Annotated in this window: 10 protein-coding genes; 2 read left to right on the top strand and 8 right to left on the bottom strand. The window is 46.3% G+C overall.

The annotated features are described in order from the left end of the window. Positions 1-11 precede the first annotated feature (11 nt). Positions 12-1,172 (top strand): hypothetical protein, encoded by a 1,161-nt coding sequence (locus tag H5T88_04535; GenBank protein ID MBC7329608.1) that lies wholly within the window; start codon positions 12-14, stop codon positions 1,170-1,172. Positions 1,173-1,309: 137 nt separating this feature from the next. Here the strand turns inward: H5T88_04535 and H5T88_04530 are convergent, their stop codons facing one another. Continuing rightward, positions 1,310-3,214: a hypothetical protein gene (locus H5T88_04530; GenBank protein ID MBC7329607.1), complete on the bottom strand. Its 1,905-nt coding sequence runs from the start codon at positions 3,212-3,214 to the stop codon at positions 1,310-1,312. A 687-nt stretch (positions 3,215-3,901) separates the two neighbouring features. Between H5T88_04530 and H5T88_04525 the strand changes: the two genes are divergently transcribed. Further along, a complete protein-coding gene (locus H5T88_04525; protein MBC7329606.1) occupies positions 3,902-4,240 on the top strand; it encodes a hypothetical protein in 339 nt (112 codons plus the stop codon). Here H5T88_04525 and H5T88_04520 read toward each other — a convergent pair. The 7 genes from H5T88_04520 to H5T88_04490 all read right to left on the bottom strand — a co-directional run bounded on the left by H5T88_04520 (position 4,237) and on the right by H5T88_04490 (position 13,583). Then, positions 4,237-6,087: an alpha-galactosidase gene (locus H5T88_04520; GenBank protein MBC7329605.1), complete on the bottom strand. Its 1,851-nt coding sequence runs from the start codon at positions 6,085-6,087 to the stop codon at positions 4,237-4,239. The two genes, H5T88_04525 and H5T88_04520, sit on opposite strands and share 4 nt — an antisense overlap. 94 nt (positions 6,088-6,181) lie before the next feature. Further along, positions 6,182-6,358 carry a hypothetical protein gene (locus H5T88_04515; GenBank protein MBC7329604.1) on the bottom strand — a complete coding sequence of 59 codons (177 nt, stop codon included), beginning with the start codon at positions 6,356-6,358 and terminating at the stop codon, positions 6,182-6,184. Positions 6,359-6,378: 20 nt separating this feature from the next. After that, positions 6,379-6,786: a hypothetical protein gene (locus H5T88_04510; GenBank protein MBC7329603.1), complete on the bottom strand. Its 408-nt coding sequence runs from the start codon at positions 6,784-6,786 to the stop codon at positions 6,379-6,381. An 18-nt stretch (positions 6,787-6,804) separates the two neighbouring features. Then, positions 6,805-6,978, bottom strand: coding sequence for a hypothetical protein (locus H5T88_04505; protein ID MBC7329602.1), 174 nt, complete (start codon positions 6,976-6,978; stop codon positions 6,805-6,807). 164 nt (positions 6,979-7,142) lie between these two features. Then, entirely contained in the window at positions 7,143-11,477 is a 4,335-nt protein-coding gene (locus H5T88_04500) for a hypothetical protein (GenBank protein MBC7329601.1), read from the bottom strand. A 28-nt stretch (positions 11,478-11,505) separates the two neighbouring features. Continuing rightward, the gene (locus H5T88_04495) at positions 11,506-13,083 is read right to left on the bottom strand and encodes a TCP-1/cpn60 chaperonin family protein (GenBank protein MBC7329600.1); all 1,578 of its coding nucleotides are present in this window, start codon (positions 13,081-13,083) and stop codon (positions 11,506-11,508) included. 2 nt (positions 13,084-13,085) lie between these two features. Further along, positions 13,086-13,583: a DUF4446 family protein gene (locus H5T88_04490; protein MBC7329599.1), complete on the bottom strand. Its 498-nt coding sequence runs from the start codon at positions 13,581-13,583 to the stop codon at positions 13,086-13,088. Positions 13,584-13,592 lie beyond the last annotated feature (9 nt).

Genomic DNA, 13,592 nt, shown 5'->3' with positions numbered 1-13,592 from the left:
AATTTTACCAGTTGATAAGGATTCTAAACAAGTATAAAATCTACCCTATGACGCCAAGGAAGAGAGTTATTTCCGCTTTCAAGGGCACTCCCGATAGAACACCAATCTTTGAAAGGGAGGTCAAGTCTCCCAGCGTGAGAGAGATTTTAGGGAAGCCTTCAGCTGTTGACGACTTCCCCTATAGGATGGAATTCCTTGAGGCAGGCGATTGGGATGGGTTGATTGAAGAGATGGCTGAGGATGCGATTAATGTGGCGGAGATTTGCGGTTTTGATATGGTCAGGCTCGGCTTGAACATACCCAAAGATTATGAGCGCCCCAAGAGAATCGGGAATTACCTCTGGGAAGTGGAAGGCGGTTTCATAAAATATTGTCCCGAATCGGACATGGATACCTTCATTCCGAAGATAAAAAGGGAGAACGAGGAAGAGGAGATGAGAAAATGGCTCCTGGAGGGGGAATTTCAACCGCCGAAGTTCAGAGATGACCAATTTGAGTTCTTCCGCAGAGCGAAGAGAAAGATGAAGGAAAGGGGATTAAATTTAGCCATCATGTGTTCGCTCTATACATTTCCCGTCGCCGTCCTCCCAACTTATATGCTGGCATGGTTCATAACCGAGCCAAAGCTTTTAGCGGAATATTATAGAAGGCAAGCCTTATGGGCGATGGAATTGGGCAAGAGATTGATAGAGGAAGGGGCTGATGTGATTGGGATAGGCGGCGATTTGGCGAGCGATAAAGGTCCCTTGATTTCCCCTTCCTGCTATAGAGAAGTCCTCCTTCCCGCCGTGCGGATGCTTTCCGACTACCTCCATTCTCTGGGAGCGCTTGTCATTCACGCCTCGGATGGCAATCTCTGGCCCATAATTGACGACTTCCTCTTGGGAGCGGGAGTTGACGGCTATGAGGAGATAGACAAGGCGGCGGGAATGGAGATACCACTCTTGAGGGAAAGGTTCGGAGATAGGATAACATTAGTGGGAAATGTTGATTGCAGATGGCTCTTGACTCTGGGAACGCCAAAGGAGGTAAAAGAAGCAGTGAAGAGATGTTTGGATGAAGGTGGAGGGAAAAGGCATATATTGATGACAAGCAATGTTATCCATAGAGGAGTTAAGCCCGAGAACTTCTTAGCTTACTTAGAGGCTTACAAGGAATACTACGACCTTTGAGGCTTTAATATTACCTTGAGGAGGAAAAGGGAAAATCTTTTAAACTGGCTCCTCCGCCTCTCAATTACGCTAGAGAGAAAAAACCCTATTTTTCCTTAAATCTTCATATAAAAATCTCTTATATCGCAAGGTTCACTTCAGTTGCCGAACAGTCTGAAGCCTCTTGTTCCCACAAAGGCATCTATTAGAAGCCAGAAACCGAGCATTAGAAAGTCGCCCATTATGAAACCAAGGAAGAAAAGCCTTGCCCTCCTGTAAAGCTTCAACCCACCCACTTTTGTGATAACATAATTGAAAAAGGAGCCAAGGAAGAGGGAGAACCACATATAATTAGTCGCCCAAATCGTGCTCGTTACATAACCGATGGGGTGGAATCTCCACCACAAAAATCGCCAACGCATTGAGAAGAGAAATATGGTGAATGCGAAGGAGAAAACCATCATCAATACCCTTATAGGCAATATCTTCTCAGGATGGTCTGTCACGGAGACGAGCTCCATAAATGGTCTCTGCCCCACATGAACGAAGCGATAATCACATAGGGAAACCCCTCCACCCTTTGTGTGAACAATGTAAATAACATAGAAATACGCGATTCCCATAGCTAAGAGCATCGCTACTGGGAAGATATAAAACAACCCCTTGTTAGAGAGCCTTGCCTCTTGAGTTATCTTAAATGATTCAAAACTCTGGGGACCAACTGGTCCCTTGAAATTCCAGATAAAATAGGGGAGCGATAGTAGGACAAGCCATTCCCTTATCCTCAATATTCGCCCTCCTTCAAGGGCGAATATCAGATAATTTGGACCGCTCTGCGCCGCCCATAGAAAGTTCACCCCACCCTCAGCCATGAGCCTACTCACGCCAAGGGCAAACAAAATAGACAAGAAGAAGATTGTGAAGGAAAGCCAGAGGGACATACCAGCGAAAATCCCCCATATCACCAGCACAACGAATCCCAGAATTCCACCTATGAAAGATAGACGATAAAGCGGAGCCTCAGGGTCGTCTCTTGTTCTTTTAAACGCAATCCCCCACATCTCCCTTATATGCCTTCTCGCTCCCCAGAGACCCATCCCCACGAGGGCGAGCATTGAACCCACCTCCTGTGCCTCAATATAGGGGAAGGAAGTCCCTCGTAAGCTCCTATCCTCCCAACCGGGCGTCCAACCCATCGCCGAGCCGAAGACACAGGAGAGCTTATATAGCAAGAAGAAAAACCAAATGCTGAAAGGGACATCCCTGCTCGTTAAAAAGGCGAAGCCAATGAGACAAAAATAAATACAGATGAAAAAGGGATTGATTGCATTCCAAGGGCGAGAGGAAAAATAGATGCCTATGTTAATATCTCGTAAAGGGATTGAGGGAATGAAGGGAAAGCGATAGCTGAGACCGTTTAGAAGATGGACGCTGACAGGAACAGCCGTGCCGAGCCAAAAGAGCTTGTCCTTGAAGATGTTCCTCGCCTGGCTCGTAATCTCCAAGGGAAGCTGAACTAGAGGGAAAGTTAGCTTTTCGTTTTCTATCCAGTGCTTATGAAGGATGAAGGAAAGACAAAAGAGGGTGAAGTAAAATGCCATCACCATTGGGGCAAAGGCTAAGAAGGGACGAGCCCATTCTCCCCAGGGAATATGCTCTCCTGGAGGCAATCCCTCATAGAACCATTTTATCTTGCTTTTATCCAATGGAGTCCACCAATGCGGAATGTACTTCGTAAGGGGAAGCCACTTGTTCTCAGGGGTTCCGAAATAGAATGGACCTGTGACGACCGATGGAAGCCATTGGGCGAATTGGCAGGAGGGGAGAACGGCGATTAAGAGGAGCACGGCGTAAAGGAAAAGCAGATGCGTTCGGGAAATCTCCCTTCGCCGAACACGAAGCAAAAGGGGATTCAAGATGAATACCAAGAAGAAAAGGATGATAAGGGGACCGGGAGGTGGAGTGATAGAGCCTATTTGCGTCCCCCAGATGACGATTTCAATATAGGGGGTCATCAACGCAAGTATTATTACGCCTAATATTACGAAGAGATAGATAGCCATTTTTAAATTGAAAGTAAAAAGTTTTAACTGATAATAAGTTTATAGTTGTGGGATTGTTTTGTAAAAGAGAAAATTGAAACAGTTAAGGGCACACGATAATTTCAAAGACCTGTATAACTTGTCTTAATAACCAAGGCATTTTAGGTAAAGATGCTCAGCCGAGCAAGGTGGATTATCCTCACTTTTATCATCAAGAGATTTCCTTCCGAAATCCCGGCAATAAGTTCCTTCCCGTCTCACCAGTCCTCCTTAGATGTAGCAGGAATCTATCCCTCTAATTGCAAGGCTTCCCGAAGGTAAGGCTACTTACTGTCATTGCTGGCATGGGTAAAGGTTTTTGAAAAAGGCGGATTTCAAATAACGAAAAACAAAATGTTTCATATAAAAATCTATATCCAAAGAAGCGAGTCCGACAAAGGAGGACCTGGCAATTTCATTCCTTCTCTATGATTAAATACGAGATTGCCACGCCTTCTGCTCCGCAGAAGGCTCGCAATGACAATGGAGCTCTTATCCCGCTACGGAAGGAATTGTCGCTAAAACCTATACCCATAGATGCGAGGGCTCCAAAAGGGAGCCCGTGGCAATCCCAAGAGAGGAAGCATATCCGACATCCTTTCCTTTAAAATTGCCTTGACAAACTTAAGAGTTATCTGATAATTTCTCATTAGAAGGGAGGTGATTAATATGAAAGGACCGCTGCCGCTGGATATGCAGGGACCCTATCCTTTGGACTGGGTGGACTACTTCGTCTCCGACGCCCAGAAGCCGGGAGCATTCATCCTCTCCCAGGATGGTAAGGTCCATCAGGTCGTCGGTAGAGCCGATTCATCCTTAGGCACAGCGATAAAGGAAAGTGCTAAAAAGGGAAACTATTCCTTCTTCTGGTTCAAATATACGGAAACTCCCGAGGAAGCCTTCTACACTGAATGCCACTGGTGGCACCTCTTCAATCCGCCTCATTCCCCCAACCATCCTACTCCTCCCGCAGGAACGGACTGGAAGTGTCCCGAATGCACTTCCTAACGAGTTAGCTTCACCATCCCTCCTATCGGCACTGAAGCGCTGAACAAGTTTTCATGTGAGGAAAGGTTGCTCTGTTTTATCTCCTCTAAATATTCGTTGTAAACAACCAACTTTTTAAATTTCTCCATTCCCTTAAGAGGGAAGGAAAGTGTGTCTCGTTCAGTGCAGTTGAAGATGTAAAGCTCTTCACAATCATCAGAGATTGTGATGGGAGGGACGGCTTCCTGCCCAATATAGAGAAAACTCTCCTTCCCCTCAATGATGTTGATGGGAAAAGAAGGAAGAGCAGTTAACGGGCGGAAGTTGCCCTTTAGCAAAGCATCTTTGTGCTTTTTATAGAAGGAGAGATAAGCGGACAGGATTCGCAGATGGGATTGAGGAAGGGAGGGAAGGTCTAAGGAGAAAGCAGGAACTCCTCCCATTATCATCGTAGCGCAGTGCTTCGCCACCTCTTCTGGAGGACATTTGGCGCTCCACATCGTTGGGTCAGTTTTAACCACAACCCCTTTGGCGAAGGCTCTCACATAAACCCCGAGCCGCCGATTGTCATCGTAGTTATGGGGAGTATCGGTCGTCTCCTGCACATTCAAGAACCTCTTCGTGTTCAAATTTCCGTGAAATATCCTGTATTCTATAACCGCATCCGGACGGATTGAGGTTGCGGTCTTGTAAAGCCTCTCCAAACAAGCCGTCGCTCCTTCTCCGATGGTGTGATAAATATGTTCGTGTTGGGCGGAACATTCCCAAGGAAGGGAATCCACGAAATCCACCCATACCCCATCCACTCCGAGCTCCTCAAAGAAATATCGGACAATTTCCTCTATCCTCTTTATCGTTAGGGGATTTTGAGGGCATAAATTGATGTTGTCAATTAGCTTTCCTCCCTCTAAAACCTTGCATCTCGCTTCTTTCAAGCCCTTTTTATATGTCTCGCTCTCCGAACCCAGCCAGAAAGGAGCAAACCAAACCTCAACTTTGAGACCGAGTTCCCTCTGCATTCGCTTAATCAATCCCTTGAAATCAGGGAATTTGCTGGCGCAGGGGATGTAATCGCCGTATCTTCCATCTATCCAGCTCCATTCACCGCTTCTCTCGGTATTCCAGCCGGCATCAATCAAAAAAGTCCCTATGCCGACCTCTCTCGCTATCTTTGCGTTCTCCCATATTATCTTTTCATTTATATTATCCTCATAGGGATACCACGAGCAGTAAACGGGCTCATAAGCCCAATCGGGGATGGGGTTGGGATTATAGCCTGAGAAATCATCAACGAAAGTCGCATAATCCTTCGCTACATCAAACCAATTGCGAGGATCAATGGAGACATAAATCGCATCCTTGAGCTCCTTTACGGTTAGCTTAGTGCTTTGGAGAAAGAGCTTTTTCCCCTCAATATGATAGAGCCCCTCACCTGAAAAGCGGAGATAACCGTGGATTTGGCTTTCATAGACTTGGTCTGCAAAGCCAATTGTCAGCTTATTCTGCCCATCCCTTCGGAGAAGCATTAAGCAGGGAATTCCCCTGTTTCCCGCTGTTGTGTGGTTCACCTCCCAGGGAAGACCGGGGGTGAACCAATCGGAAAACGGATAGACTCTATGGATTTCAGAGATGGGAGCATCGCAGGTGAACCCATAGGAGTTGACTGTGAAGGTAGATTCATCGCTCCGAGAAAGAGAGAAAGAGATTATCGCTCTCCCTTCGCTTTTCTCTATCTCCGCTTTCAGAAGATAATCACCCGCCCTATAGAGATTTGGGCTTATTTCCTTCCATTCAGCAGCATTAGGCGAGAGGTCGAAGAAAAGCTTCAGGACTAAGTCCACGGCGATGGCAACCTGAATTTCGCTCATAATTAATCCCTCCTTATTTTAATCAAGTAAAAAATATAATAGATTTAAAAATCATTGTAGTAGAAATACACGGAGGAAATCAAGCCCGCCCTTATCAATCCTTTGCGAATTTCGGAAGGGTGTTTACGACTTTATTTTTCAAAGCCAGGAGCTCCGGCGATAGCTGGTTTAATAGCATCAATTCTTCAGGGGCAGGATTCTTGAAGGGTTCAGATTCCACCCATATCCTCTTCTCTCGGCTTGCTCTTCCCCATCGCCAAAACACGCACATCCATTAAATATGCCTTCCCATTATAAAGGATTACCTTTCTGAAACCCTTTATAGCAGTCATCATATACTTGGAAGGAAGCAACAATGTCTACACTCTGGCTTCGCCTTCCCTGCGCAAAGGAAAATTCTCGTAGAAAGTCTCCCAACCCAGGGGATTTCGCAAACAGCCCACCAATCACAGCAATTCGCTGGGGCTTGGAAATTTGCTTTTTCAACTCTGACTTGTGAATGTAACTTGCCATTGGGAGGTCAAATGAGAAACCGTAGAGCCTATCCTCATAATGTCCCGCCCCCACATATTCACACCTTGCTTTGGGATTCGTTAAGCTCGCCAAACTTTTATAGATGAAAGCGCCCCAAAGCAAAAGAAAGAAAATAACCACAACGATAATCAGCCCTCTCACCCTGATAAAGCCGTTTCTCCACATTTTATAAACCACCTCACTTTAAAGCTTTATATTATCAAAACTGCAGGAATAAACCGTATGTGGTGAAAGGAATAGCTCGTAGATGAAGCTAACCTCCTTGGCACTTGGCGAAATAGGCTTAGCGAAATAGAAAACCTCTTCAAAAGCTTGCACTTTCCTTCCCAGCTTGGGTTCTATGCCGGAAATTATCACCTCTTCCCTGCTAAAGAATCTTCCACTTGCTGTTCCCTTCTCATCTCGCCATTCCCCAAAATCCCTTTTATATGAAAGCTTTTTACTCCTTTCAACTCACTTCCAATTTCCAGAAAAGCCGAATCTTCAGTTCTTCTCCAATTGCAAATATGGATTTTAAAGATTCACTTTTTGAAAATCAACTTTCCGAAAAGGGAGGCGTCTTTTCCTCCGCAAATGCCTCCCGCCCATTCAAGCCACCCCCTAAAGCCTTCGCCGTCGTTCTCATTTATCGTGAAAGCCCATCCTATTTCCTTGCCTGGCTCCACTTTATCAATGCCAATTGCTTTAAAAGGTATGGATAGCTGATAAATAGTGAGATTCCCACTCCTATTTATCCTACAGCTCCCTGAACTAACATTCCCTTCTTTGGGTTCCCACTGATATATGATATCTCCCTCCTTCACCTTCGCTAAGCCAAACTCATATACTCCCCTATATTCAGGTTCCCTCGCCACTCCCATCGGACGAAAAGCAATCTGAATGCAATCTGCCTCCCAAATATCCTTCCCCGAATAGGGTTGATGAAAAACATCGTCTTGAACCTCACAGAGAAAATAGAAATTCTCCTCATCCCAAGCAACCCAAGCTCTCCCCATTATATCTTCCTCTCCTCGCCAATCCTTTATTTTCACTCCCTCTCCGCTAATCGTCAATGGCTGAAATTGTTTCAAATCGCTAAAATCTTCAGAGGTCGGTTTGAAATAAGGGCATTCAGCAAGGGGAGAAGGTGGGAGGACTTTGACCTTCAACTCGGTTGATTGCTCCCCTAAATAAGCTTTTATCTTCGCCTCGCCTGCGGGGAAATCGGAGGGAACGAAAATCTTTGCCAAGCAAATTATCTCCTCTCCCGCTGGCAGATTCACCTCCCAGCTCTCAGATGGTTCACACTCCCATCCCTTAGGCAGGATAAGGAAGAGGCGAGCCGAACGATGTTGGGAAGAATTATTTTTAAGCGAGATTCTCAGATAAGACTCCTCTCCCGCCCTTAAATCCCGGGCTGAGAGATTGATTGAATACTTCGGCAAAACGGTTATGGATGAGACGATTTCTATCATCTGATTATCTCCCAGCGACAATTTTCCCCTTATGGGCACAATCTCAGCTGATGAAACCTCGGGAGCCGTTTTGGAAATTAAGAGCTTGCTTTCCCTCTTTCCATCAATTTGAATCGGGAATCTCTCCCCTTCCAGTTCCAGATGTAATCGCAAAGGCTTGCTCGCCCTTGCCTTGAAAACTATATCGTATCTCTCTCCCTCTGCCACAACGGGCTTATCTAACTCCAAATCCCAATGCAAATCGTTCGCGATGATGGATTTGTAAATGGAGGTTAGGGAAACCTTCTCCCTCTCTTTGAGCGGCTTGAATTCCAAGACCTTCACCGAGAAGGGAGGAAGAGAAAGGCTTATTCGGTTGGGCTTGCTGGGAATGGGAAAGGGCTTCTTCCCCTCGGGCATTATCTCGCTCACAAGAGCCCTTGCGCCTCCCAGTAATTCCTTAGGATAGGCAAAGGAAAACACACGCTCCTTATCGCTGACATTCACAATCAAAGCGCCGACCGTTCCATCAGAGCCCTTCCAATATGTCCCCATAACGGAGGGAAGCTGAGCAGTTAAAGTTCCCCCACCCCACATAAACCATTTACCCTCAACCATTGGGACTTCGTTTAGGGGCTTTATCTCGCCCAGGAGCTCACCATAGATTATGTATTTAAGCGAAGCCATTCTATACTTACCAAGCATCTTCAAGAACTTCGCTTTATCTATATGCTCGGGCGAGAGGAGTTCAAATCCCATCCAACCCAGCTGGCATCCCCAGATGAAATCCCTTCCTTGAACCATAGCAAAGGACAATTTGTCGCTGAACCCATGAGTTGGGCTGGAAAAATAGATTGTGTAACCGCTATACACAGCCGTCATCATCGGTATTTCGTTGGGATGGCGAGGATTCCAGATTAGGAAAGCATCAACGCCGTCCATATAGGGCTCAGCATTGTTCTCGGTGGTTATTACAACCTTGCCAGCGCATTTCTCCTTCACCCTCCTCAACAATTCCCTATATCCCGACACCCAGTAGCCACCACCACCCAGGGGATGCCCATGATATTTATCAAAGCAGAGAACCGAGCCCGCCGCTCCAATCTGGTCAATATAAATAGCGTTCACACCGCACTCCTTTATAAGCCTTTCCACTATGGAGTTTATCTTATCCTGCCAGAACTTAGTCGCGGGGCACATCACTGCATGCTTGACCTGAGGATTATAAACCTCAATATAGGGTTGACCATTCACCTGCTTGGCGCACCATCTGATAGCCTCGTTCTTGAAGCTATCCAAAGATGAATCCCAAAGCCTGCCATTGATATATGGCATCGCTATCATTCCCCTCTTCGTGAGCTCCTTCACTCCCTCGGGGAAGCCCGGCTTGTAGGGGAAGTAATTGGGATATTCCGTATCAAAACCTATTTGATGCCAATTATACCAATGGATGCCAATAGGAACCTGGAAGAACTCCTGAGCCCTCAGCATATTTGGAACTACCTCGTCTTTCGTCCCACCACCTAACATCCATAGCCCCAACTCTTTTATTATTTTCGGCGTATCCTCGCGTTTCGTAAGAGGTCCTTTACTCGTCCAGGGAGCGTTCTTCACAGCCCAATCTCTATAAATCTTGCAGGCTTTAATCCAATCGCCCTTGAAGGCTCCAATTACATAATTGAAAGAATCGTATCCCGAGCCAGGAACACCCATATTCTCCGCCCTCACATTGAAGTAGAATTCATCCCCCGGCTTATAGAAGAAGGACTTAGTCCAAGCGGATGGGTCATGGCAAGCCAGATAGAGACCGCTATCTGTCATATTTATGGAAAGAAACTGCATTGGCCAATCACAGGATGGATAATAGCCGGAAACTCTCCCCTCAAGCTGATGATAAAGATAACCCCAATTAGAGCGAGGAACAGCGACATCAACCTCCTTAGATTTCCCTAAAGGATAAAGAAGGGGGAAATGAATTTCCCAAAGTCCATATACATTGCTCCTATTTTTAACGGAAATCCGCCAGAAGCTGAGAGAGGATTTGATGGGAATCTCTATTTGAACTGATACATCAATCACTCCCTTCTCTTCACCGAGGTCCATTCCCAACCATCTCAATTCGCAGATAACCTCCTTCTCACCTTTATTTATTTTGACGCTTCTCTTCGCTGGCTGAGTATTATCAATCGTTATATTGTCGCTGCCCATCTTGGAGAAAATCAATCGCCAAATAAGGGGTTTAACCTCCCTCGGAAGGGCAAGGAAGGGTTGACCGCTCAATTTATTCACCAACCCCACAACCCCCATTCCCTCATCTTCAGAAGCTAAATCTATTCTTATATGCTCGTTTTCAATCTTATATTTCGGTGAATGATAAGTAGGAGAAGCTATCGGAATTGGATTGATTTCCATTTTGACCTCCTTTACCGGCTTGAACGTTTCCTCAAGATTACTCGGAGGAGCTCCGAGATACAGCCAGGCGTGAAGATTTCTCTCCTTTTCCTCAAAAGAAGTGGGAACCTCTTGAATGTAGTTATAATAATCAAGCCCATCATAAAGGGAGATGCCCTTTTCGGAATAGAGACCTATGGCGTCATCCGTATTGAACATCATAGCCCATCTATCTAAACCAATCCCTTTACGGGAATCCGTAAATCTTCCCTGTTTAAGGGGCTCTCCTCCTGCCCAGAGGAAAAATGAATTATCCTTGCGAGAAATCTGTAGGAAGTGGAGCTCGCTCCACGTAAAGTCATCGTCCTTCTCCACCTTGGCTGATACTTCAACATATGGGCTATAGGCGAAATATCTATAAATATAGGTCGCCCTTGCGTTCCCCCGAGCATAACGCCCGTTAGAATAGTAGCGAGCTCTTGCCTCAACCACTACCTCCAAGGGTCCTTTGGAGGTAATCCTCGCAGTGGATTCGGGGTCAGTTCTGAGGGTGAAGTAGCCCTCGTTCTTCTCGTAAAGGCGGTCCTCAAAAACGAATTGCTCCCTGTTTCCCGAGACCGAAAAGGAAATGAAAGTGGGAAAACCACCGCTTCCCCTCTTCGGATGCACAACGGAGAAATAGCTATTGCTTATTTTTATGTAATCCTTACCCTCCTCAACTGCGAGGTCCGTTTTTCCGCTCGGTTTCTCCTCCGGATAGAGCAAAAGCTCCCTTTCCTCGTTGGGCTTGGTTATGCCGGGAAGGAGGATTAAAAGCTGTCCAGTTTCCTTATTGAACTGGGCAGGCACCTCAACCCCATTTTCCATCACCTTGGGAGTGCTAGCAAGGGAGATGTTGTAAGAAACTATCTTATGATGGAGGGTTTCATTAGTTTTATTTGCTATTCTCAACTTAATGGGAGCGGAGTAGAGTAAAAAAGGGAAAAAGAGAAAAAGGAGGAGGTAAAAACCCTCCTTATTTCCTTTAATCATTGTTTGTTAAACCTCCTTTCAAGTTGTTTCAAATGTTCCCCTTTTCCGTTGACTCCTTTTCCTCAGATGGTGGTTCCTCCTTCTTCTTTATTATCATGTTTATCCTCAGAATTGCCTCGGCGAGCTCTCCCGCTGTCTTGAGGGCAAATATCTTCACCGGAGTTGGGTCAACTATCCCCAATTCCATCATATCCACAACCTCTCCCGTATCGCAATCTATTGCCAAAGCGTCGTTATCCTCTTTAGCCTGTCTGGCTAGGACATCACCGATTTTCTCAAGAGGATTGAAGCCGGCATTTAGGACTATGTGGGTGAGTGGCTTCTTGAGAGCCTCTATGACGCAATCTACCCCGTAAACAGCCATCCCCTTTATCTCCTCCCTCGCCTTCTGAACCTCCTTTATCGCATAGAGCTCAATAGCTCCACCTCCCGGCAAGACCCCACCCTTCATCGCCATCTGGACAGCAGCTGCGGCGTCCTTCGCAATCCTCTCCGTTTCCTCCTTCACCTCCTCCGTTGCTGCACCCACGAGAATTGTCGCCATAGGCTTGCCCTTCCCTCCTATTATCCGTGTATGTTCCAATCTCTCGTCGTGATATATCACATCGGCATAGCCAAGGAATGACTGCAACTCCTCCTTGCTCTTCGCCAGGGATGTCCTCTTTATCGGCTTCGCACCAGTATGCTCCGATATCTTGCTTATATCCTTGTTGGAAAGACGCCTCAAAACCATCACACCCGCATCCGTCAGCATCTCCTCCGCTACTCTATCCACCCCCTTTGAAACCGCTACGAACTTAACTCCTAGTGATATGATTTTTTCAATTCCTTTCTTGAATTCCTCCTTCAACCTCTGATATTCCCTGAAACCGCTCTCGGTCGCGAGGGCGTCATCCTCTATCTCCTCCGGCTCCAAGGCGTCGTCAACGACCAAGATTTGAGCTTGCTCAACTCGGCGTGGCATCTGCCGATTCATCCTTTCCTTCTCTATAATCAATCCCAGAAACACCTCGTTTTCCGCTCCCTCCTTCGCCACTACCATATCTTTCAATTTGAAAGAAGGGTCAAGAAGCTTCTCCTTCCCCATAATTTTCGCCGCCTCAACCGCTATCCTAGCGATGTCCTCGTTTTCCCTCCCAGCAACATAAGCGGCGCGATACAAAAGAGGGGATGAGAAATCCTCTATCGGTCTGCTGTGCTTCTCCAAAAGAGAAATCGCCCTTTTTATCCCCACTCTTATCCCCTCTATCACCTTAGCGATTGGCACTCCCCTTATGACCTGATTAACTCCCTCGGAGATGAGAGCTGAGGCAAGAAGGGTTACAGTTGTTGTTCCATCCCCCACTTCCTCATCCTGCGCCTTAGCCGCGTTTATCAGCATCTTCCCAGCGGGATGATTCACTTCTATCTTGCTCAATATCGTCGCTCCATCGTTCGTAATCACGACATCACCAAACCTATCAACAAGCATACAGTTCAGCCCCTTGGGACCTATCGTCCCCTCAACGGAGGAGGCAACAGCCCTAATCGCCGACGCATTGTTCAATAGGGCTGATAACCTCTCGTCTACATCAGATTTAGATACATTCTTAACCTCTCCAGCCATCTTCAATCACCCAACGCCCTCTTTATTGCTTCCTTCTCCTCATCTGAAAGGGGGAAGCTGGAGACACCGTCCTTTACTGTTTTCCCATAAACCCTTGAACCTTCCCTCCCGTGCAGACTGCTTATAACAACTCCCTCGTTCTTTCCATTGAGCAAGGCGAGGGAAAAACTCAGCTCACCACCTATATCCTTGAAGGCGTCAAAGCGGATGAAACCCACCTTCTGGATGTTATCAAGTTGTTTTATATTTAACTCTTCAAGTTTTTCCCTTAGGTGATTGAAGTTCCTCTCAACCTCGTCCATAAAAACCCTCTGTCTTTGAAGAAGCAACCTCACATCCTCTACCCTTTCGGCCTCGGAAAGCCACTTGAGGAGGCGCTTTGTCTCCCTCACTCTTCCTACAAGGGATAGGATGAGGAAAATGGAGAGTAGCGCCAAAAAGGTATCAGCGATAACGAGATAGGGCACATAAAATTGGAAATTGGTCCAAAAATTTCCCATTTTTACTCT

This window comes from bacterium, from assembly GCA_014360495.1.
Lineage (GTDB): Bacteria > Armatimonadota > JACIXR01 > JACIXR01 > JACIXR01 > JACIXR01.
This window is presented reverse-complemented; position numbering and strand designations above follow the sequence as displayed.